Annotated in this window: 18 protein-coding genes; 6 read left to right on the top strand and 12 right to left on the bottom strand. The window is 72.0% G+C overall.

The annotated features are described in order from the left end of the window. Nucleotides 1-20: 20 nt before the first annotated feature. Together K1T35_RS25425 and K1T35_RS25430 are read right to left on the bottom strand one after the other, a co-directional pair. The gene (locus K1T35_RS25425) at nt 21-908 is read right to left on the bottom strand and encodes a carbohydrate ABC transporter permease (protein WP_220254194.1); all 888 of its coding nucleotides are present in this window, start codon (nt 906-908) and stop codon (nt 21-23) included. Continuing rightward, nucleotides 905-1,843 carry a carbohydrate ABC transporter permease gene (locus tag K1T35_RS25430; RefSeq protein ID WP_220254195.1) on the bottom strand — a complete coding sequence of 313 codons (939 nt, stop codon included), beginning with the start codon at nt 1,841-1,843 and terminating at the stop codon, nt 905-907. The genes K1T35_RS25425 and K1T35_RS25430 overlap by 4 nt, the downstream gene beginning before the upstream one ends. 184 nt (nt 1,844-2,027) lie before the next feature. On the opposite strand from K1T35_RS25430, the gene K1T35_RS25435 reads away from it, so the two are divergent. Next, nucleotides 2,028-2,714, top strand: a complete 687-nt coding sequence (locus K1T35_RS25435) for a GntR family transcriptional regulator (RefSeq protein WP_220254196.1) — start codon at nt 2,028-2,030, stop codon at nt 2,712-2,714. Nucleotides 2,715-2,719: 5 nt separating this feature from the next. Here K1T35_RS25435 and K1T35_RS25440 read toward each other — a convergent pair whose 3' ends face one another. The 9 genes from K1T35_RS25440 to K1T35_RS25480 all read right to left on the bottom strand — a co-directional run bounded on the left by K1T35_RS25440 (nt 2,720) and on the right by K1T35_RS25480 (nt 11,884). After that, on the bottom strand, nt 2,720-3,106 hold the full coding sequence (locus K1T35_RS25440) for a VOC family protein (protein ID WP_220254197.1): 387 nt from the start codon (nt 3,104-3,106) through the stop codon (nt 2,720-2,722). Next, the gene (locus K1T35_RS25445; RefSeq protein WP_220262849.1) at nt 3,103-3,834 is read right to left on the bottom strand and encodes an ArsR family transcriptional regulator; all 732 of its coding nucleotides are present in this window, start codon (nt 3,832-3,834) and stop codon (nt 3,103-3,105) included. The genes K1T35_RS25440 and K1T35_RS25445 overlap by 4 nt, the downstream gene beginning before the upstream one ends. A 78-nt stretch (nt 3,835-3,912) precedes the next feature. Next, a complete protein-coding gene (locus K1T35_RS25450; RefSeq protein ID WP_220254198.1) occupies nt 3,913-4,479 on the bottom strand; it encodes a hypothetical protein in 567 nt (188 codons plus the stop codon). 86 nt (nt 4,480-4,565) lie between these two features. Next, nucleotides 4,566-6,461: a heparinase II/III family protein gene (locus K1T35_RS25455; RefSeq protein WP_220254199.1), complete on the bottom strand. Its 1,896-nt coding sequence runs from the start codon at nt 6,459-6,461 to the stop codon at nt 4,566-4,568. Beyond that, on the bottom strand, nt 6,461-7,969 hold the full coding sequence (locus K1T35_RS25460; protein WP_220254200.1) for a heparinase II/III family protein: 1,509 nt from the start codon (nt 7,967-7,969) through the stop codon (nt 6,461-6,463). Before K1T35_RS25460 ends, K1T35_RS25455 begins: the two co-directional genes overlap by 1 nt. After that, on the bottom strand, nt 7,966-8,733 hold the full coding sequence (locus K1T35_RS25465) for an SDR family NAD(P)-dependent oxidoreductase (RefSeq protein ID WP_220254201.1): 768 nt from the start codon (nt 8,731-8,733) through the stop codon (nt 7,966-7,968). The genes K1T35_RS25460 and K1T35_RS25465 overlap by 4 nt, the downstream gene beginning before the upstream one ends. Nucleotides 8,734-8,746: 13 nt before the next feature. After that, on the bottom strand, nt 8,747-9,604 hold the full coding sequence (locus tag K1T35_RS25470) for a carbohydrate ABC transporter permease (RefSeq protein ID WP_220254202.1): 858 nt from the start codon (nt 9,602-9,604) through the stop codon (nt 8,747-8,749). Between the two features lie 49 nt (nt 9,605-9,653). After that, nucleotides 9,654-10,595: a carbohydrate ABC transporter permease gene (locus K1T35_RS25475; protein ID WP_220254203.1), complete on the bottom strand. Its 942-nt coding sequence runs from the start codon at nt 10,593-10,595 to the stop codon at nt 9,654-9,656. A 5-nt stretch (nt 10,596-10,600) separates the two neighbouring features. After that, nucleotides 10,601-11,884, bottom strand: a complete 1,284-nt coding sequence (locus tag K1T35_RS25480; RefSeq protein WP_220254204.1) for an ABC transporter substrate-binding protein — start codon at nt 11,882-11,884, stop codon at nt 10,601-10,603. Nucleotides 11,885-12,045: 161 nt separating this feature from the next. Between K1T35_RS25480 and K1T35_RS25485 the strand changes: the two genes are divergently transcribed. The 5 genes from K1T35_RS25485 (at nt 12,046) to K1T35_RS25505 (ending at nt 20,903) form a co-directional block, all read left to right on the top strand. After that, nucleotides 12,046-13,104, top strand: coding sequence for a LacI family DNA-binding transcriptional regulator (locus K1T35_RS25485; RefSeq protein WP_255622675.1), 1,059 nt, complete (start codon nt 12,046-12,048; stop codon nt 13,102-13,104). A gap of 72 nt (nt 13,105-13,176) precedes the next feature. After that, nucleotides 13,177-13,848, top strand: coding sequence for a maleylpyruvate isomerase N-terminal domain-containing protein (locus tag K1T35_RS25490; RefSeq protein WP_220254206.1), 672 nt, complete (start codon nt 13,177-13,179; stop codon nt 13,846-13,848). 80 nt (nt 13,849-13,928) lie between these two features. Beyond that, entirely contained in the window at nt 13,929-16,244 is a 2,316-nt protein-coding gene (locus K1T35_RS25495) for a transglycosylase domain-containing protein (RefSeq protein WP_255620691.1), read from the top strand. Nucleotides 16,245-16,330: 86 nt separating this feature from the next. Next, on the top strand, nt 16,331-16,786 hold the full coding sequence (locus tag K1T35_RS25500; RefSeq protein WP_220254208.1) for a DUF1707 domain-containing protein: 456 nt from the start codon (nt 16,331-16,333) through the stop codon (nt 16,784-16,786). A 76-nt stretch (nt 16,787-16,862) separates the two neighbouring features. After that, on the top strand, nt 16,863-20,903 hold the full coding sequence (locus tag K1T35_RS25505) for a serine protease (RefSeq protein ID WP_220254209.1): 4,041 nt from the start codon (nt 16,863-16,865) through the stop codon (nt 20,901-20,903). A gap of 15 nt (nt 20,904-20,918) precedes the next feature. Here the strand turns inward: K1T35_RS25505 and K1T35_RS25510 are convergent, their stop codons facing one another. After that, complete coding sequence (locus tag K1T35_RS25510) at nt 20,919-21,662, bottom strand: pirin family protein (RefSeq protein ID WP_220254210.1); 744 nt, start codon at nt 21,660-21,662, stop codon at nt 20,919-20,921. Between the last annotated feature and the right edge of the window lie 3 nt (nt 21,663-21,665).

Raw genomic sequence — 21,665 nt, forward strand, 5'->3', positions numbered from 1 at the left:
TTGAGTGCGTGTCGGGACTCTCAGGATTTGACGGCGCCTGCGATGCCTTCGACGAAGTAGCGCTGCAGGAACAGGAAGAGCGCCACGATGGGGACGATCGAGATGACGCCCGCCGCGGCCATTCCCGACCAGTCGGTGGCGTTCTCCCCCACGAACGCCTGCATCCCCACGCTCAGGGTGCGCAGTTCCGGGCGGCTGAACGAGAAGACAAGCGGCAGGAAGAAGGCGTTCCAGGTGGCCAGGAACGTGAGCAGGGCGACCGTGGCCGTGACCGGCATCGACAACGGCAGCATGATGGTCCAGAACACGCGGAAGAAGCCCGCGCCGTCCATGATCGCCGCTTCCTCGAGCTCCTTCGGGAGCTGCCGGAAGTAGCCCGCGTAGATCAGGATGAACGACACGTTCGCCGCGCCGCCGAGGGCAAGGATCATCCCGGTGAGCGAGTTGAGGACACCCAGCTCCAGCGACAGCTTGACGATCGGGATGATCGTGTAGCCGGTCGGCACGAACAGCGTGGCGACGAGGATCCCCACGATGATCCGCGACCCAGGGAACCGGTAGCGGCCCAGCACGTACCCGCACAGCGCGCAGCGGACGACCACGATTACGACGGTCGCCAGGGTGACGATCACCGTGTTCAGCATGTAGCGCCCGAAGCCGGCGTCGTCCCATGCCCGGGCGTAGTTCTCCCAGACGAACACCTCGGGCCACAGGCCCACGCCGCCGCTGAAGACCTCCGTCGAGCTCTTCAGCGAGGCCGACACCATCCACCCGAAGGGGTAGATCCACAGCAGTCCGAGCAGCGCGAGCAGCAGGACCGCGCCCCACCACGGGAGGCGCCGCAACGCCGCCCACGGGCTGCGTGCGCGGCGGGGCACCTTCGCCGTCGCGATCGTCGCGGTGCTCATCGGGTCGCCTCCCTCAGGCGCCGAGCGGCGTACACGGCCCACAACTGGAAGAAGCCGAACACCATCACGAACAGGCCGAACAGCACCGCGGCCGCCGACGCGAAGCCCAGCTGGGGAATCGAGGCGGCGAATGCCCACCGGTAGATGTAGATCTCGATGACCTCGGTGCCGAAGAACGGTCCGCCGCCGGTCATCGACTGCATCAGGTCGAAGGCGCGGAACGTGTCCTCGATCGTGAGCACGGTGATGATGAGCAGGAACGGCATCAGCAGGGGCAGTGTGATGTGCCGGAACGTCCGCACGGCGGAGGCGCCGTCGATCGTCGCCGCCTCGTAGAGGTCGCGTGGGATCGTCTGCAGGGCGGCCAGCCAATAGATCATCGTGATCCCGAAGAACTTCCACACGTAGACGGCCGAGACGGTCAGGAGGGCCAGTCCGGACTCACCGAGGAAGTTGATCCCCTTCGACTGCCCGAGCGTCTGCAGTGCGGCGTTGATGGGGCCGCTCGACGGATCGAAGATGAACTGCATGACGACGCCGACGATCGCCGTCGTCGTCACCACGGGGAGGAAGTAGACCGTCCGGAACAGCGCGGCGAACGGCAGCTTCGGCGAGTTGAGCACGATCGCCAGCAGGAGACTCAGGACGATCCGGGCCGGCGCCACGAGCAGCATGAAGACGACCGTGACCCACACCGAGTTCCAGAACCCGGGATCGGCCAGCACGGCCTCGTAGTTGCTGATCCCCACGAAGCGCTGCTCGGCCTCGAACCCGTTCCACTCCACGAGCGAGTACCAGTAGCTCGCGATGATCGGGTAGACGGTGTATAGGCCGTAGAGCACCACGGTGGGCATGAGGAACGCCCAGATCCACAGGTTCCTGCGGCGGAGCGCCGCGTTGCGGTCGCGGGGACCGCGGGGTGGGGCTGCGGTCACGGCAGGAGGGCCGCCACGGGCCGGTGCCGTCATGTGAGCGCTCACAGTTCGTGACGCCCGTCGATCTCGATGGTCATCGCGCCCTCCTCGTCGAGCGGCCGGCGATCTGCGGGTAGCCTGGGCCTGGCTTCGTCAAAAGTCAATTGTTAACAATCAACGCGCTTTCGAACGCAAGGGAGTCGCTGTGCCCGGGCCCCTCGACCAGCTCACCATCGAGACCGAACCCAGCCCGGCGCTGGCCGCCACCGTCGTGCCCGCGATTCGCCGGATGATCACGACCGGCGTCCTGCCCCAGGGGGTGCACCTGCGCGAGGCGGAGCTCGCCACCGCGCTGGGGATGAGCCGCGGCCCGGTGCGCGAGGCACTCGTCGAGCTGGCACGCGAGGGCCTCGTCGTGCTCCGGCGCCACCGCGGCGCGCAGGTCATCACACTGACCACGGCCGACGCCGAGGAGGTCTACACCCTGCGGCGCGCGCTCGAGCGGCTCGCCGTCGAGCGGGCGTGCGGTCGGCTCACCGCCAACCACCTCGCGGAGCTCGACGCCATCCTCGACCGCATGCGGGAGCTCGACGCCGACTACTCCCCCGCCGTCGCCGTCGAGCTCGACCTCGCCTTCCACGACGTGCTGGTGCGCGCCGCAGAGCACTCACGGCTGGAGCGGTCGTGGCAGCAGATCCGCAGCCAGGTCGCGATGTTCCTGCACGATCGCCACCTCGCACGCAGGGACTTCCACGAGATCGCCCACCCCGAGCACCGCGCCGTGCGCGACATCGTCGCCGCGGGCGACCCAGCCCTCGCCGTCGAGGCGATCGAGAACCACCTCGTCGGCGCCTACGACCGGCTGGTCGCGGCGCGCACCGACGCCGGCTGACCGGGTCAGGGCCGCGGCGCGGGCTGGAACAACTCGACCAGGTTGCCCGCCGGGTCGGCGAGCAGGATCTGGCGCCCGCCGGGCCCGCTGACCAGGTCGCTGCGGAACGGCAGGCCGGCGTCGCGGAGCCGGGCGACCTCGGCGTCCAGGTCGTCGACGATGAGATGGATCCGGTTGCGGCCGGCAGAAGCGGCGTCGTCGGGGGTGGCCCGGGCGCCGGAGCTGGTGGGCCCGGACAGCAGCAGCCGCAGCGGGCCGCGGAGCACGTCGGCGAACGCGGGTGCGGCGTTCATGTTCACCGTGAAGCCGAGGTGGGAGGTGTAGAAGTCGACGGCGGCCTGCACGTCGTCGACGACGTACCGGACGCTCGCGTACTGATCGGATGTGGTCATCGCCTTGCCTCCTCGCGGTTGGCGGTGCCCAACGCCGGCAACAGGTACCGGACGCGGGTGTCGATCTCGGCCGCGGTGCGCCGGAACGCCGCGGCATCGTCGGCCGGCTCGGGGATGCTCCAGTGCACCCGCCGGGTGCGGCCGAAGTCCGGGCAGACCTCGCGGGCCTTGTCGCACATGGTGACCACCCAGTCGAACGTTCGGCCGGCGAGGCTGTCCAGGTGCCGCGGGCGCTGGCCGGAGACGTCGACGCCGAACTCCTCGCGCAGCACCCGGACGGTGTGGGGGTGCAGCTCCGGTCGAGGCCTGCTACCTGCGCTGGTGACGGTGGCCCGTGCGCCGGTGTGGCGGCGCAGCAGTGCTTCCGCGATCGGCGAGCGCGCGCTGTTGCCCGTGCAGACGAACAGCACCGCCCCGCCGGGGATCGTGGGCGCCACGTCGCGGCGCAACGCCGGGTGCAGGGCGGCCGCGCTCTCGGCCAACGCTGCACCGCACCGGTCGAGATCGAGGTGGTAGTAGCTGTCGCGGCCGTCGAAGCTGCTGCGCGTGACCGTGGCCAGCCCACCGTCGCGCAGCAACTTCAGGTGGTAGGAGACGAGGTTCTGCGGCTCGCCGACCAGAGCGACGAGCTCGCGCACCCGGTAGTCGCTCCCCGCGAGCGCGGAGAGCAGCCGCCAGCGCACCGGGTGGGCCGCCAGCCGGACGAAGGCAGGCGGGTCGGCGACGATGCCCATAGTCCAGAACTATACATCAAACGTGGTTGATGTATCGACCTATTTTGATGGATCGTCGGTATGGAGATCGGATCACCGGTTGGCGGCGGCCCGATCCAGGAGTAGCAGGCCACACACGACGGGCAGAGTCGGGCCGAAGAGCAGCGGGCCCACCGCGAGCGGCAGCGCGACCACCGGGGCGAGCACCAGCGCCGCGAGCAGCACGAGGCAACGGCGCGGCGAGCCGAAGGCGAGCAGGAGGGCGCGGGCGCGCCAGCTCGCCCGGGCCGCCGGGTCGTGCCCGGCGACCACGGCGAAGGCGAGGTGGAACACGGCGAACGCGGCGAGCCCCCCGACCTGCACGGCGAGCAGCGGGATGGCCATGGGCTCTGGGCGCCCGGCGAGGAACGCGATCGCCGCGACCATCGCCGCCGGGGCCGCGGTGGCCGCCATGGCGTGGCGCCACAGCGCCCGCCAGTACCCCGGGAACGCCGCGAAGACGCCGGTGAAGACGCGGGTGTCCCCGTCGCGGCGCCACCGGTCCAGCGCCGCCGCAACGGCCGCGAGCGCCGGCAACCACGTCACGATCCCGAGGGCGAGCAGGCAGAACGCGGCGCCGGCGAGCGCCGGATGGGCGACCCACTCGAGGCCCTGCAGCACGGCTCCGGCCCACCCCCTCCCTTCCGTGTTCCGACGAACGCGCCGTTCGTCGGGAAGTGCGAGGCGTTCGGGGCGGGGAGCTCGGGTCACACCCGGGTCACCCGCGCTCCGGCTGTCAGGATCGCTCCCCCGCCGGCCGGGAGGCGTACCTGCTCATCGCCGAAGTCGACCCCGTCGGGCACGGCCGTGGCACGGGCGGGCGCCGGGTGCAGCGCGGCCGTCGGCTCCAAGGCCGTGAGGAGCACCGCCTCGGCCTGGCGGGGGGTGGTGATCCGCAGCGTGCGCAGGGTCTTCGTGATCCGGAGGCTGGGGGTGCTGCCGGTGGGGTTGGCCTCGATCGCGGTGTCGGCCTGCTCCACGCGCTGAGCATCAGATCCGAGGGCCGTCAGCCAGGCCATGCCCGAGCCCGAGCGGATCGCCCACCGGCCGTCCACCGGCTCCGCGGGCCAGTCGCTGTGCAGCAGGAACGTCCATTCCCGAGGCTCGTCCGCGGCGAGACGGTCTAGCAGCACGAGCCTGCCACGGGGGGTGACGACCAGGGTGCGGTCCACCCGCCGCACGCCGAGCGCGGGATCGAACATCGCCGCCGACTCGGCCACGGCGTGCACCCACCCGTCGACGATCGCGACATCCCGCACACGGGGCTGCGATTCGTGAGGAAGGCCCTGGTAGACGTGGTAGCGGCCCTCCCCCGCCCAGCCCTGCCCGTCGACGAGCACGAGGTTGTGCTCGGCCGCTCGCTTGGCGTTGCTGTAGCCGCAGTCGACGGCGAGGAACGCGCCGTGCGCGGCGAGCACGAACGCCCCGGCGTCGGGGTGGTGGTGGCCGGCGGACAGCGTCTCCCAGCCGCGCTCGCGGCGGAACCGCTCGGCCGTCTCCCACGCGGTGTGCCCGCCGCCCGGGGCGGCCTTGAAGCTGACGAACGCGGCGTCGTCGGCCCATGACGTGCGGGCGGTGACCTGGCCGAGGTCCGGGAAGTAGGCCGCGGTGGGCTCGCTCGCCGGGTCGACCGGGGCGACGGCCGGGTCGTACCAGAGCAGCTCGTAGAACGCCTCGGGCATCACGCCGGGCTTGACGCCCGATGCGTAGGCCTCGCGCCAGAAGTGCCGTCGCGCGACCCGGTCGGCGAGCCATTGGGCCCGGCCGTCGCCGTAGGCCGACGCGAGCCGGTGGTAGAGCGCCACGCTGTGGCCGCTGCGGCGGTCGTGGCAGTCGCCGTGGTCGACGTTCTCCTCGAACCCGGGCGCGCACTGGTGCAGCCGCCAGGTGAACGTGTTGGCCATGAACTCGCCGCGGCGCCACCAGTCGACGCCCTCGGTGCGCTGGATGAGGTCGAGGTAGATCGCGAGCCACGGCACGCCGTAGCGCCAGTAGACGACGCCCTCGGAGTCGGACCCGTCGGCCGGCATGAGGTCGAGGACCTGGGCGAAGTTCTCCTTGGCCCGTGCGGTCCACTCCGGCCGGTCGAGGGCGTATCCGGCGGTGGCGAGGCCCGCGTAGCAGATCCAGTTGTGGTTCTGCCAGAAGCTGGACGACCACCAGGTGCCCTCGGTCTCCACCGCGAACGTGTGGAGCCGCTCCCCCTGCAGCTCCAGCTTGGCGCGCAGCGCGGCGGCGCGGTCGGCCGGGAGGTCGTCGCGCAGCCAGGAGTACGCGAGCGACAGCCCGTGCAGCAGCCACCCCGCGTCCAGGTCGTGGTCGGGCAGCTTGGCCTTGCCCCAGTGCGGGTAGGAGATGGCCGTGCCGATCCAGCGCCACGCCTCGTCGAGGTACCCGCGCTGCCCGGTGAGCCGGTAGGCGAGGGCGAGGTTGGCCGCCGCGGGGCCGAAGTAGGTGATGCTCGCGGTCGGGTGCTCGGGCGGCGGGGTCTGGCCGCGGTACCAGTCGCACTGCTCGGCCAGCCGCCGCCACTGCGCGGCGTGGGTGGTGGTGAGGGCGGCGCGTAGCTCGTCGACGCGGCCGGCGATCAGGAGCGGCTCCATTACCTCTCCACGCGGTAGGTCGATCGGAAGGTCACGGTGGTGGCGTCCTCGGCCACCCAGTCGACGTGGGTGCGGGTGCGCTGCGGGTCGTCGGCCGGGCCAGGGCCGGGGCGGGCGACGAACCGCGCTGCCGCGCCCGACGCCGTGTGCGTTCCTTGCAGGCCCGCGTCCCAGCCGGTGTGGACCTCGCCGTCCTGGCCGGTGCGGACCGTGAGTGGCGCGTCCGGACGCAGGTGCGCGGCGATCCGCCGGGGCCGGTCGGTCGTGACGGACAGCTCGTCGCGCAGCGTGCCGTCGGGAGCCAGCGCCACCCGGCGCACGGCGCTCACGCCCTCGTATGCGGTGCCGCACGCCACGGTGATCTCGTCCGACCCGGCGCTCACCAGCTCCCCCGCGCACTCGGCCTGGTCGAGGCCGTCGACGGAGAACGTGGGGTGCGCCGCCGTGGAGGCGTAGTAGCGGCGCCACTGCGTGTGCCCGTACGGGACCTGCCCCGGGTCGGGCTGCCACGGGACGGCATCGCCGTAGAGGTAGAGCGAGAGCGTGTCGAGGTGACCGTGTGATCCGCCGTGAGGCCCGTAGGCGACGATCGCCTGCACGCCTGCCGCATGCAGGATGGCGTAACCGGCGTCCCGGTACACCGTGACCGGACGCCGTGGTGCGGGCTTCATGTTCAGCTCGGCGAGCTCCCGGTCCCACTCCGCACGTCGGTACGGGCCGTCCTGCAACGACGGCAGCAGCCCGCCGGGCGTCACGAGCACCCGCAGCACGTCGGCCATCGCCTCGATCCGCCCCCGCACGGTGGCCGGCACCTTCACACCGGGAACGGCCTTGATCGCGTGCCGGTAGGCCCGCAGTACGAACGAGTGGTAGTAGGTGCTCGCCTCCCACTCCCAGCCGTCGGGGTGGGTCGCGGCGACCACGTGCGCGAAGATCCCGTGCCGGCCGTCGAGCCACTCGGGCTTCCCGGTGCACGCCGCGCCCGCCGCGTCCAGCCACGCGGTGTAGTTGGAGCGGAAGCGGCCCTCGGCGACCAGTGAGTCGCGGGCCACGCGGGCGGCCTCCGCCAGCGCCGCCGTGAGCTCCGGCACCGGGTCGCCGAGCAGCCGCGCGGCCCGCCCGATCGTCACGGCCCAGATCGCCTCGGTGAGCGCCTGCTGGAACAGGCGCCCGCGCAGCATCCAGCCCGCGGCGCCGTTGTGCCCGGTGGTGCCCAGCGCCGCGTAGCGGTCGGCGTACTCGCGCAGAAGCGCGGTGGCGGCGGCCCGCTCGTCCGGCGAGCCCGACGCGGCCGCGAGGATCGCCCGCGCGCACGCCTGGTGGGCGAGCACGGTCCAGGCGCCGCGCACGTCGGCGGTGTCGATCCGGCAGCCGTGCGCGCACGGTGCCCCGCCGGAGGGGAACTCGCCGGTGAGCAGGCCGACGTGCTCGAGCTCCACCCCGTGGGCAGGGCAGACGTAGTGGTGCCACCAGCCGCCCCGCTCACCCGGCAGGACGATCGGGCTCACCGGAAGCCGACGCCCCCGTCGATGTCGATGGTGGTGCCGTTGATGAACGCGGCCTCGTCGGAGCAGAGCCAGACCACCGCGCCTGCGACGTCGGTGACCGTGCCACCGTGGCCCAGCGCGATCCCGCCGACCATCGCCTGCTGCGCCTGCGGCGGGGTGAACGTGTCGTGGAACGCGGTGCCGCCGATGAACCCGGGGGCGAGCGCGTTGACCGTGATCCCGGCCGGGCCGAGCTCCTTGGCCAGGCCCTTGGTCAACCCGATGACCCCGGCCTTCGAGGCGGCGTAGACGGCCGCGCCGGTGCCGCCGCCGTTGTGCGCGGCGAGCGAGGCCATCGTGACGACGCGCCCGGCCGTGCCGGCGGCCCTGAGGTGCGGGATCGCGGCGCGCACGGTGCGGAACGTGGACCCGAGGTTGACCTCGACCACCTTGCTGAAGTGCTCGTCGGTCATGTCGGCCACCGGGGAGCGCCCGACGAGGTGCCCCGCGTTGGTCACGAGGATCTCCAGGCCGCCGAGGAAGCCCACGGCCTCGTCGACGAGGCGGTCGACCTCGGCGGTGACCGTGACGTCCGCGCCGATCGCGGTGGCCTTGCGCCCCAGCGCGCCGATCCGCTCGACCACCTCGGCCGCCGGTCCCCCGGAGTGCCCGTAGTGCACGACGACGTCGGCGCCCGCGGCCGCCAGTGCCTCGGCGATACCGGCGCCGATGCCGTGACCTGCGCCGGTGACCAGGGCGCGACGGCCCGTCAGATCGAAACTCACACGATCTCCTTGCTCACTTGATTCCTGCCGTGGCGAAGCCTTGCACGAAGTATCGCTGGGTGAACAGGAACAACACGATCATCGGGAGGGTGGCGAGCACCGTCCCCGCCATCAGGTACTCCCACAGCACCCGGTCGGTCTCCCGGAACGCGGCCAGCCCGACCTGGATGACCCGCAGGTCGTTGCTGCGCGTGACGATCAGCGGCCACACGAAGTTGTTCCAGCTGTTCTCGAAGGTGATGAGAGCGACCGTTGCGATCGCCGGCTTCATCAAGGGGGTCATGACCCGGGCGAAGATGCCGAACTCGCTCAGCCCGTCCATCCGAGCCGCCTCCTCGAGCTCGCGGGGCAGCGACAGGTAGAACTGGCGGAACAGGAAGATCGCCAGCGGGGTGACGGCGCCCGGCACGATCAGGCCCCACCACGAGTCCAGCCAGCCGCTGCCGCCGCGGCCCAGGAAGTCGTTGCCGCCGAAGAACGGCATGGTCTTCGCGATCAAGTACTGCGGCACGATCTTCGAGAACGTCGGGATCATCATCGCCGCGAGCACGAGCAGCATCAACAGCGACCGTCCCCGGAACTCGACGCGCGCGAGCGCGTAGCCGGCCATCGCGGCGATGACCACGTTGATGACGGTGTGCGAGACGGCGATGACCAGGCTGTTGCGGAAGTAGGTACCGAACGGGGCCCATTCGAGGGCCTCGGGGTAGTTGGCCCAGTCCCACACGCTCGGCAGCAGCGTCGGCGGGTAGGCCAGTACCTCCTCGCTCGTCTTGAGCGACGTCAGCACCATCCACACGAACGGTGCGACCATCACCAGCGACAGCAGGATCAGCACCGCGTGCAGCACAACCTGCCCGGGCCGGGGCATACCCCCCGTCCGCCCCGGCCCGGGCGCCCCCGACTCAGGCAGCCCCACCTCAGGAAGCATCGTCTCTCCCGGTGATGCGCCTGCCGACGATCGTCAGCACGAGCAGGAAGGCGAAGAGCACCACGCTCTGCGCGCTCGCCGTGCTCATGTCGAACCGTTGGAACGCGGACTCGTAGATCTCGTAGGTCATCACCGTCGTCGCGTTCGCCGGCCCACCCCGCGGGGTCAGCACGTAGAACTGTTCGAACACCTGGAACGAGTCGATCAGCGAGATGATGAAGACGAAGAAGGTGGCGGGCCCCAGCAGGGGGAGCGTGATCGAGACGAACCGGCGCACCGCGCTCGCGCCGTCGATCTCCGCCGCCTCGTACAGCTCCTCGGGGATGTTCTGCAGCGCCGCGAGGTAGATGACCATCTTCAGGCCGATGCCCTTCCAGATGCTCATCAGGATCACCGAGGTCATCGCCCACGTCGGGTCGGCGGCCCATGCGGGGCCGCGAATGCCGAACCACGACAGGACCCCGTTGATCACCCCGACATTCGGCTCGTACATCCACGCCCAGACCAGCGCGATCGCGACGGTCGCCGTGATGTGCGGCATGAAGATCGCCGTGCGGTACCACGCCCGTGCGCGCAGCTTCGCGTTGAGCAATGCGGCGATGACGACGGCGATCGCCATCGCGACGGGCACCGTGAAGAACGTGTAGACGAGCGTGTGCCAGACCGCGGTCCACCACGTGGGGTTCGAGAGGACCGCGACGAAGTTGTCGAGGCCGGCCCAGGTCATCGTCCCGGCGAGGATGTCGTAGTGGGTGACCGCCAGCACGAACGTCGCCACGGTCGGGATGCCGATCCACCACACCAGGTGCACGAGCGCCGGGGCGAGCATCAGGTACGCGGTGCGGCGCCGCTCGTGGCCGAAGCGCCGGTACCGGGCGCGGGGTGCAGGAGGGCGCGCCCGGGCGGCGGTAGGAGCCGTTGCAGTGCTCATGCGGGTCACCCGGTGGCGGCCGTGGCCTCGGCCGCGAAGTCGTCGAGCGCCTGTTGCGGGGTCTTCTGACCCAGCATCGCGCTCTCGATCGCGGCCTTGAACCCGTTGCGGATCTCGAGCCAGGCCGGCACACCGCCCTCGGAGTAGGCGTTGTCGAGGTTCGCCATGGCGAACTGGATCGCCTTGTTGCCCTGCACGAACTCGGAGGACTCCAGCGACCGCAGCGCCGGAATGTTGCCCCGCTGCTCGTTCGCCGCGAGCATGGGCCCCTCGGATGCGAGGAACTCCGCGAAGGCCTTCGCCGCGGCCGGGTTGCGGCTCTGCGCCGCCACGGTGGCGAGCGTGCCGCCCTGGAACACGGCCGGGCGCTCGTTGGTGATCACGAAGAACCCGATCTTGTCCTGGGCGATCAGGTCGGGAGCCGTCCGCTCGATCTCGGACCAGAAGTTGTGGTGGCCGACCATCAGCGCCGCCCGCCCCTGGGCCATCACGTTGCCGGTCGGCGACTGCGGCTGGGTGAAACCGATGTCCTCGCTGCGGTCGGCCTGGAAGACGTCGACCATGAACTGCAACGCCCCGACACCCTGTGGCGAGTTGAACGCGGGCTTTCCGTCGGGGGCGAACAGCTCACCCCCGTTGGCCCACAACAACGTCTCGAACGCCTGCCGAGGATCGATGCTGAGCACGTCCAGCCCCGCGCGCACCAGCGTGCCGTCGGGTGCGCGCTGGGTGAGCCTGCGCCCGTACTCGCGCATCTCCGCGAAGTTCTTCGGCGGCTCGGTGATACCGGCCTCGGCGAAGAGGTCCTTGCGGTAGATGCCGATCCGCGTGTCGAGCATGACCGGCAACGCGTAGACCTTGCCCTCGTAGACGCCTGCGTCCACCACGGGCTTGTAGTACTGCGACGCGAGCTGGGCGGGGTCCTTGCCCAGGTCGGCGAGCACGCCCTTGGCCGCGAACGGCGGGATCCAGCCGATCCCCATGAGCATCACGTCGTAGGGCTGGCCACCCGCGATCGAGGCCGTCAGCTTCTCGTTGAGGTTGTTGTAGTCGCTGTAGTCCGGCTTCACCGTCACGTCGGGGTAGCGCTGCCGGAACGCGGCGATCTGTTGCTCGAGTACGGCGGCGCCGTCCGCGCCCTGGAAGATCGGCGTGAGCAGGCTGATCTCGCCGCTCACCGCCCCGTCTCCCCCACTGCCAGGTGCGGGGCCGCCGCACGCCGCGAGTACCACGAGGCCGGCCGCCGAGGCCGCCGCGGCCCGCAGGACGGACCGGCGTCGGATGGTCATCGTTGAGCTCCCCTCCACTGCGGTGTGGATCGGCCGGACGGGTGGCGCTCACCACTGCAACGTTGCACCATTGCAACGATGCACCAAACTAGGGGCGCCCTCATGCCCTGTCAACGATCGACATGGCCCGGGCTGTGAACGCCGGAGGAGGCGCGTTGAGTGTGACGATCCACCAGGTCGCCGCGGAAGCGGGCGTCTCCCCGAGCACGGTGTCGAACGTGCTCAACGGCCGCTCCGATCGGATGCTGCCGCAGACCCGCGAGCGCGTCGAGGAGGCTATCGCGCGGCTCGGGTACCGCCCCAACGGCCCGGCCCGGCAGCTGCGGACCGGCCGCTCCCAGGTGCTCGGGCTGGTGGTGCCGTCGGTGGCGAACCCGTTCTGGGGCACGTTCGCGCGCCACCTGGAGGCCGCCGCGCTGCAGGCCGGCTACCGCGTGCTGCTGTGCAACAGCGAGCGCGAGCCGGCCAGGGAGCGCGACTACCTCGAGGAGCTGTGGGCCGACGGCATCCGCGGCGTGGTGCTGTGCTCGTCGCTGCCGTCGCTGGAACACGTGCTTCCGCTCGTGGAGCGTGGGCTCACCCTCATCGCCTTCGACCGCACCGCCCAGGCGGGCGATCCCCCGTCGCTGGTGAACATCTCCGTGGACAACGCCGTCGGCGCCGAGCTCGCCACCCGGCACCTCCTGCAGCTGGGCCACCGCACGCTCGCCTTCGTCTCCGGCTCCCTGCGCAGCGTGAACCGGCGCGCCCGGTTCCGCGGCTTCGACGCCGCCCTCGAGGAGTACGGCCTCAGCACCGAGGACGCGGTCGTCTGGTCCGGGGGCACCCAGGACCACTACGGGGATCGCTTCGGCGACCTCGACTTCCCCGACCTCGGCCGCACCGCCGCCCGCGAGCTGCTCGCCAGCGGCCGGCCGCCCACCGCGATCGTCGCGATCAACGACATGTGCGCGCTCGGCATCATCGCGGGCGCCCGCGACGCCGGGCTGGCCGTGGGCACCGACCTGTCCGTGGTCGGCTTCGACGACATCGTCCTGGCCGACCTCGCCACCCCACCGCTGACCACGATCCGCCAGCCGCTCCCTGCGATGGCCGACGCCGCGTTCGCCCACCTGCGCGCAGGCGTGGAAGGGGGCGGCAGCCCACCCAACGGCGGGTCCCTGCTGCTGCGCCCGGAGCTGGTGGTGCGCAGCTCCACCGGCCCGGTGCCGCGCCCGTAGCACGCCGCCGCACCCCCATCTCGGCCCGCACACGCCGGGTGACGCCCCGCCCGGACCCACTAGCCTTTCCGGGTGCAGGTCGACCACGACGCCGGGCGCACCGGGTTCCTCGACGCGATGAAGGCGCTGCGGGCCGTGGCCGACGGGCTCGACGACGACCAGCTGCTCGTCGGCAGCCGCTGCCGGGGCTGGACGGTGGGCGACGTGCTCGTCCACGTCCACCTCGGCCTGCAGGAGATGCTGCTCGGCGTCGTCAGCCCCACCGACCGCGCCCCCGACATCGACGCCGCGAGCTACTGGAGCACCCCGGCCGGGCCCCATTCCGCGGCCAGCCCCGTGGGTCACGTGCGGTTCGTCAGGGCCATGGGCGCGGCCTACCGCAGCCCGACCGGGATCGTGGCGCACCTGCGCCCCACCGCCGACGCGCTCGCCGCCGCCGTCGACGCGTTGCCCGACGGCGTCGTCGCGATCCAGGGCCACACCATGCGCACCGGCGACTTCCTGGCCACATGGGCCTTGGAGCTCGCCGTCCACCACCTGGACCTCGGAGCCGACCTCATCCTCCCGGCGCCCGTGCCCACCGCGCTCGGGCTGGCCCGCGCCACCCTGGAGGAGCTCGCCGGAGGCCCGCTCCCGTGGGACGACCAGACGACCGTGCTGATCGCCACCGGCCGCCTCGTGCCGGACGAGGAGCAGGCCGCGCAGGCCGGCCCGATCGCCGCCCGTCTCCCCGTCCTGGGCTGAGCGCGCGGGCGCACGAGAAGATTCCAAACTGCAATATTTCTGACTGCGACATGACGTGGCCGCGGCTACGGTCTGGCGGTGTGCGGGGCCGTCTGATCATTCGGTGCGTCGGGCTGCTGCTCGGCCTCTGTCTGCTCGCCGGTGTGCTCGTGGCGGGCGTGTCCTATCCGCTGGCCGCGAGCGCGGGGCTCGCGGCCAACCAGGCGAGCGACAGCCTCAGCGGGTTGTCCGCCCAGCTCATCACGGGCGCGCTCCCCCAGACCACCACGATCACCGACAGCCGCGGCACCCCGATCGCCCACCTGTTCGCCCAGGACCGCGAGCTCGTCACCGTCGACAAGGTGGCCCCCGCGATGATCGCCGCGCTCATCGCGGTGGAGGACCGGCGGTTCTTCGAGCACGACGGCGTCGACTGGGCCGGCACCATGCGCGCCGTGCTCGCCAACACCGCATCCGGCGACATCGAGCAGGGCGCGTCCACCCTCACGCAGCAGTACGTCAAGAACTACACGCTCTACGTGCTGGCCAACAGCCCCACCGAGCAGCTCCAGGCGGTCGAGCAGACGCCCGCGCGCAAGCTGCGCGAGGTGCAGAGCGCGCTGCAGCTCGAGCGCCAGCTCACCAAGAACGAGATCCTCAGCCGCTACCTGAACACGGTGTTCTGGGGCAACGGCGCGTACGGCATCGCCGCTGCGGCCCGCACCTACTTCGGGGTCACCCCCGACCGGCTCACGATCCCGCAGGCCGCACTGCTCGCCGGCATGGTGCGCAGCACCAGCGGATTCGACCCGGTGCGCCGCCCGGAGGCCGCGCAGGAACGCCGCGACCTGGTCATCAAGCTCATGCTCGAGCAGGGTATGATCGACGACGAGCAGGCGCAGGCCGCGCTCGCGAGCCCCCTCGGCGTGGCCTCGCCGCTGAACACCCTGCCCAACGGCTGCATCGGCGCCGGTGACAACGGCTTCTTCTGCAGCTACGTCCTGCACTACCTGGCCGCGGCCGGTATCTCGCAGAACCAGCTCGCCCGTGGCGGCTACACCGTGCACACCACCCTCGACCCGGACGCGATGGCGGCGATGAACGCCGCGCTCAAGGCGCAGGTGCCACCGGACTCGCCCGACGCCGCCGACGTCATGGCGATCGTCGCGCCCGGCGGCGACAAGCACCCGGTGCTCGCGATGGGGTCCAGCCGCGTCTTCGGCCTCGACGCCGCAGCGCGCCAGACGAGCTACGGGCTGCCCTACGAGCCGGTGAACCTCGGCGCAGGCTCGGTCTACAAGGTCTTCACCGCGGCCACCGCGCTGGAGAAGGGACTCGGCATCGACACCCAGATCGAGGTGCCGCCCGGCGGGTACGCCTCGCCGATCTACCGCGACGGCGCCGGCCGCCCCATCCCCGTGCAGAACGCCGGCAGCTACCCCCCTCGGCTGTCGCTCACCGACGCACTCGCGCAGTCGCCCAACACCGCGTTCATCAGGCTGGAGGAGTTCACCGGCGTCCCGCCAGTCGTCGACATGGCCGTGCGGCTGGGCATGCGCTCGCTCGCCACCACCCCGTTCGTCAACCCGGCGACCGGGCGCCCGACCGACCGCTCGATCGCCGAAGTCACCAAGGCGCAGCGCCAGGCCTCGTTCACGCTCGGGGTGACCCCCACGAGCGTGCTCGAGCTCGCGAACGTCGGCGCCACGCTCGCCAGCGCGGGCAAGTGGTGCCCGCCGAGTCCCGTCGAGTCGATCACCGATTCGGCCGGCAACGCCGTGCCGGTGCCAGAGGCAGCCTGCGAGCAGGTCGTCGAACCGGGCCTGGCCAACACGCTGCTCACGGGGCTCTCCAAGGACGACAAGCCCGGCGGTACGGCGGCAGGCGCCGCGGGCCAGGTCGGCTGGAACCGGCCGATGGCAGGCAAGACCGGCACCACCCAGGTGCACCAGTCCGCCGCGTTCCTCGGGGTCGTGCCGCAGATGTCCGGCGCCGTCATCACGTTCGACAACTCGTCGAACCCCCGGCCGCTCTGCGACGGCCCCGGCGCGCCGTTCGCCTGCCGCGTCGGCAACATCTTCGGTGGCAAGACACCGGCCCAGACCTGGTACGGCACCATGACGCCCCTGCTCGCCGCGCGCCCCGTCGAACCGCTGCCACCCACCGACCCGCGCTACGTCGCAGGCGGTCAGGCCACGCGCATCCCCGACGTCATCGGGCGTCCCGAGGCCGAGGCCCGCGCCATGCTGGAGCGCGCCGGATTCCCGGTCACCACCGGCACCGTCGACAACGCCGCGCCCGCGGGCACCATCGTCGGTCAGTCCCCCCGGGGCACGGCGCTGCCCGAGGAGACCGTGGTGCTGCAGATCAGCAGTGGCTCGGTCCCACCACCACCCCCGCCACCCGGCGCCGGCTGACTCCGGGGGAGTACGCCGGCGGGCGTAGGCGGAATGCCTCCGCGGAGCCGACGCCGCGGGCCCGTGCGCGGGCCAGCATCGAGGGCATGACGGAGAACACCACCACGCCTTCGAAGCCCACCGGTATCCGCGCCTCCGACGCCGAGCGCGAGGCCGTGGCCGCCCGCCTGCGCGACGCCGCCACCACCGGGTTCCTCACGCTCGCCGAGGCCGACGAGCGCCAGGCCGCCGCCTACGCCGCCGTCACCCGCGACGAGCTCGTCCCGCTCACCGTCGACCTGCCCACCGCGCAGGAGCCCGCCCAGCCACGCGAGCGGTGGCGCGGTCCGCTGACCGACGGGGCACGCAGGCGGCTCGCGGTGCACGCCGTGCTCGTCGGCTTCATCGCGGTGTTCCTGGTGACCCGGTGGGCGATGGACCCCGCACCCTGGTTCTGGCCGGTGGGGCCGATCTTCTGGCTCGCGCTCAGCCTGCTCGTACACCACCGCGTCGCCACGCGCGCCGCAGCCCGAACCTCCGCAGCCCGAACCGCCGCCATCTGACGGCGGTACCGGCTGCCGCTGCCCGAGCGTGAACGTGCTCCTACCCTGTGCGCAGATCATCGGGGGGATCACGAGCGTGACATCGAGCAGCCAGGACCACACTCTCGCCGCGAGGGTGGCGGCCAGGATCATCACGCGCGGCGGCGACGTGGCTGGCGCCGGTTTCCTCGTCGGGCCGGACCTGGTCGCCACCTGCGCGCACGTGGTCGCGAGCGTCGCGGGCGCCGACCCGTACGGGACGGAGCCACCGCCGGAACCCGTCCAGCTCGACTTCCCGATGCTCGGTGCCGCGGCAAGGGCCGTGGTGCACCGCTGGCTGCCGATCGCCGAGGACGGCACGGGCGACGTCGCCGTGCTGAAGCTGATCGACCCGTTGCCGACCGGGCCGCGGATGCCACCCCTGCGACGCATCGACCAGCTGTGGGACCAGCGATTCCGCGTGCTCGGCTTCCCCGAGGGCATGGCGGACGGGGTCTGGACCACCGGGCGGATCCGCGGTGCGCAGGGCACCAGCTGGTTCCAGCTGCAGACCACGGTCGGTGAGCAACCGATCGTCCAGGGCTTCAGCGGCGCGCCGGTCTGGCACGAGGAGTCCGGCGCGGTCGTCGGGATGACGGTCGCGGCCGACAGCAGTGGCCGGACGACCACCGCCTACCTCATCCCCGTCGAGCAGGTGCTCGGTGCCGACCCGGAGCTGTTGCCCTGCCCCTACCGGGGCCTGCAACCGTTCGGCGAGGAACACGCCGAGTTCTTCTTCGGCCGCGAAGCGGACGTCGCCGTGCTCGCCGACGCGCTCGCCGCGCACCCGTTGGTCGCGGTGGTCGGACCGTCCGGCGTCGGGAAGTCCTCGCTGGTCGGCGCGGGTCTTGTGCCCAGGCTGCGGGCTGAGGGGGCACGGATCGCGCAGCTGACCCCGATCCCGGGGCAGCCGGTCGAGCCTGCGCTGACCGCGGCGCTCGCGCGCCTGCCACCCGGTGAGGGCAACGGCAGGGTCATCCTCGTCGTCGACCAGTTCGAGGAGCTGGCCGCCGCGCAGCCGGACGACGCACGCGGGCTGCTCGAACGGGTCGGCGAGCTGGTGGCGGGAACCGAGCCGATCAGCGCCGTGCTGACCCTGCGCTCGGCGACCCTCGACGAGGTGCTCGTGCCGGAGCTCGCGGGCCTGCTCGGCGCCGGCACCGTCCTCGTTCCGCCGATGCAGCGCGGCCAGCTGCGCGACGCGATCGTCGCCCCCGCCGAGCGAGCTCCCGGCCTGTCGTTCGAGGCCGGGCTCGTCGATCGGATCCTCGACGATGCCGCCGCCGAACCCGGCCACCTCCCGCTGGTGGAGTCGCTGCTCACCGAGCTGTGGTCGCGCCGCGACGGCGGCCACCTCACGGTCCGCGCCTACGAGGAGGCCGGGGGCGTCGCGGGCGTGATCGCCACCCACGCCGAAGCCGTGCTGGCCGGCTTCACCGAGCCCGACGACGCGACCCGGCTGCGCCGCCTGCTCACCTCGCTCGCGAGCCCCGACCGCGACGGGCGATTCACCCGCACCCCGTTGCCGTGGGCCGACGTCGCCCCCGACCTGCGACCGGTCGTGCACCGGCTCGCCGCGGGCCGCCTCGTGGTGGTCGCCCGCTCGTCCACCGGCACCGAGCACGTCCAGCTCGCCCACCAGGCGCTCATCGCGCACTGGCCGCGGCTGCGCGACTGGCTCACCGAGGACCGCGACTTCCTCGCCTGGCGCGCACAGCTCGACCAGCAGCGGGAACGCTGGGAGGACACCGCCCGGGACGACGGTGCGTTGCTGCGCGGCACCGCGCTCTCCACGGCGTTCGACTGGCTGCCGGAGCGGTCCGTCGACGTCTCCGAGGCAGCCCGCGAGTACGTCCGGCGCAGCCAGGTCCGGCAGCGGCGCGAGGTCCGCCGCTGGCGGGTCGTCACCGCGGTGCTCGCCGTGCTCGTGCTGGCCGCGGGGACGCTCTCCGTCGTCGCCGTCACCCGCGGCGATCGGATCAACGACCAGCTCCGCCTCGCCAACGCCGAGCTGGTCGCCCAGACGGCGCTCAGGCAGGCCGGTGTGGACCCGCTTGCCGCCACCCGGCTCGCCCTGACCGCGTGGCACCTCGACCCGTCCAACGGCGCGGCCCGCACCGCGCTGGTGAACCAGTACCTCGCCATGCGGTCGGTCGAAGGCGCCTTCCCCGATGTCAGCGGTGACGGCCTGGACAGGATCGTCATGGCCCCGGACGGGGCCGACCGCGTGCTGGTGCGAAACGGTCGGGGTCTCGCGCTGATCGACGCACTGGCCACAGGCAGGCCCGAACGCTGGGACGTGCCGATCCCCGCCGAGTTCCGCACCGCGGGCCTCATCGACAACGGCAAGACGCTCATCGCGCTCGCTTCGAACGGTGACGTGCTGCGATGGGACATCGCGACGCGCAGCGGTCCGGACCGGACCCCCACTGGCATCACGCCACCCGGGTTCGCCTCCGTCGAGGTGGATCCCGCCGCAACGAAGGTGGGTTGGATCCAGCAGATGAGCCCTGGCGTGCACGCGCTGGAGCTGCGCGATGCCCGGACCGGCGCCGTCATTCCGCACCGGATCGACCCGATCGCAGATCCTGGCGGCGTCGGGGTCGAACTGCCGGCCGACCCGAACCTGGTGGTCCTCCAGCCCGGTTTTGACTCGTCCAACCAGGGCCCGCTGACCGTCCGATCGCTGGCCGACGGCGCCGAGCGGGCTTCCTTCCTACCGGGAAGCGTGACGACCTCGGCAGTCGACGGAACCGTGCTGAGCTGCGAGCAGGACGGGTCGGTCGCGGTGCTGCGGGCGTTGGCCGACGGCGCAGAGATCCGCCGGTTCGCCCTGCTCAGCGGGTGCTCGGGTGAGTGGCCCTTGCTGCTCACCGCCGACGGGGACCATCTCCTCGAGGTCACCGCGTCCACCGGCGACTCCGGCAGCCGGACCACACGCATCACCCGGCTCAGCGACGGACAGACATATGGGCTGGCCCTCCCGCCGGACACCCGCAACGCGCTGAACCCGCGTGTCGGCATCTCCATGGTCGTCGTCGGGAGCGACGCCTCGCCCGCTGTCCTGCTCGCGCACGGAGGATCCGTCCTGCGACTGCGCGCCCGGCCGGTGCCCACAAATCCGAAGGTGACCTTGTGGCCCGTCGACGACGAACGCTACCTCGTCGCGGTCGAAAAGGGCCGGACGATCGTGACGGACCGCGAGCTGCGCCGACTGGCGGAGCTGACCGATGAGCAGGCCGGCATGAACACCGACTCACGCAGTTACGCCCTCAGCGGGCTGGCCGTGCTGACACCACCCCCACAGGGGTGGGCGATCTCAGATTTCGCTCTGCCCTCCCTCGACCGGATCTCCACCCACAGGCTCGAGGCCCCGACGACGGGCCGCGCACCGCAGGTCGTGGTGACGAAGGACCGGATCATCTCGATGTCCCGGCGCGTTGTGACCGCATGGGACCGCGCCACGGGCGCGCAGCTGTACGAACCGACCCGACTGCCCGAGGTCGATTTCCGGGACACCGCGAACTTCGCGATCCGGCCGGGCCATCCGGACGAGATCATCGTGGTCAAGGGACTCGGCGCCGAGATCTGGGATCTCCGGCAACGCCGACGGGTTGCCGACGTCCCGCTCGTCGGCTCGCTGCAACCGGCTGTACTGGCGTTCTTCCCTTCCGGAAACCGGGTGGTCTCCCTCGCGCTGGGCTCGAATCTGGAGATCAGGAACGTCGCCGACCTGCAGCCGGTCCGGCCGGCATTCCCCGCACCCGGCACGACCTTGCTCCTCGGCGTCACCCAGGACAACCACATCCTGACCTTGCGGAACGAAACTGACGTCCAATTCGTCTTCTGGGACGCCGAGCGGGGCAGCGCGAGCGGCACCTTCACCCTGCCGAAGATGTACCGCCCGAGCGACGTGACCGAGGACGGCCGCCAGATACGCATCAATGCGGTCAACGGCGGGGTGCCGTTCAACATGCCGGTCACCGCACAGCAGTGGGCGGACAGACTGTGCACGATCGCCGACCAGCCGTTCACCGACGAGGACCGCGCACTCCTACCTGCCGGGGTCGAGGCCGATCACCCCTGCCCCACGGGCTGACACGCACCGCTCCCATCACACCGTGTCGTCGCCAGGTCGGGCACTCGCCACCAGGAGACGGGCGCCCGTCGCGCCGCCCCGCAGCGCCAGGTGTGCTCCATCCGTCGGTTCGGACCACGCCGTCCGGCGGGGCCGCACACGCTCGCCTGCCACCTCGGCGTCCCCCTCGATCACGAGGGCGAACGCCCGGTCGGCCGCCGGCACGGCCAGGTCGAACGCCGCACCCGCGTCGAGCGTGACGAGCACGACCTGCGCGGGCGAGGCGGGCCGGGCGAGGCCCACCACGCCATCCACCGTGCCGGCGAGGACGTCGACCTCCGCGCCCGGGTGGGCGATGCGCGGCCGGTCGGCGGCACGGAGCTGCTGGTGCCCCGGCGCCGCCGACCGGACCCGCGCGGGCAGGTCCAGCCACAGCTGCAGGACGTGGGCGTGCGACCCGCGGGCGGCGACCTCCCGGTGGGTGATGCCGCGGCCCGCGGTCATCCACTGGGCGTCGCCCGCCGCCAGCACGCCCGCGCCACCCGCGTCGTCCGCGTGCTCGAGCACCCCGTCCAGCACGACGGTGACGGTCTCGATCCCGCGGTGCGGATGCCAGTCGAAGCCCGGCACCGAGAACCGGTCCTCCGAGAGCACGAGGAACGGCGCCGTCCGCGCCGGATCGCCGGGGCGCACGTGCAGCCACTTGTCGTCGACCTCGGCGTCCGGGCCTGCGTGCAGGGCCTCCTCGACCCGGACGACGGTGCGCACCCCCGGCGACATCAG

Origin of the sequence: Pseudonocardia sp. DSM 110487, from assembly GCF_019468565.1 — a bacterium.
Classification (GTDB): Bacteria; Actinomycetota; Actinomycetes; order Mycobacteriales; family Pseudonocardiaceae; genus Pseudonocardia.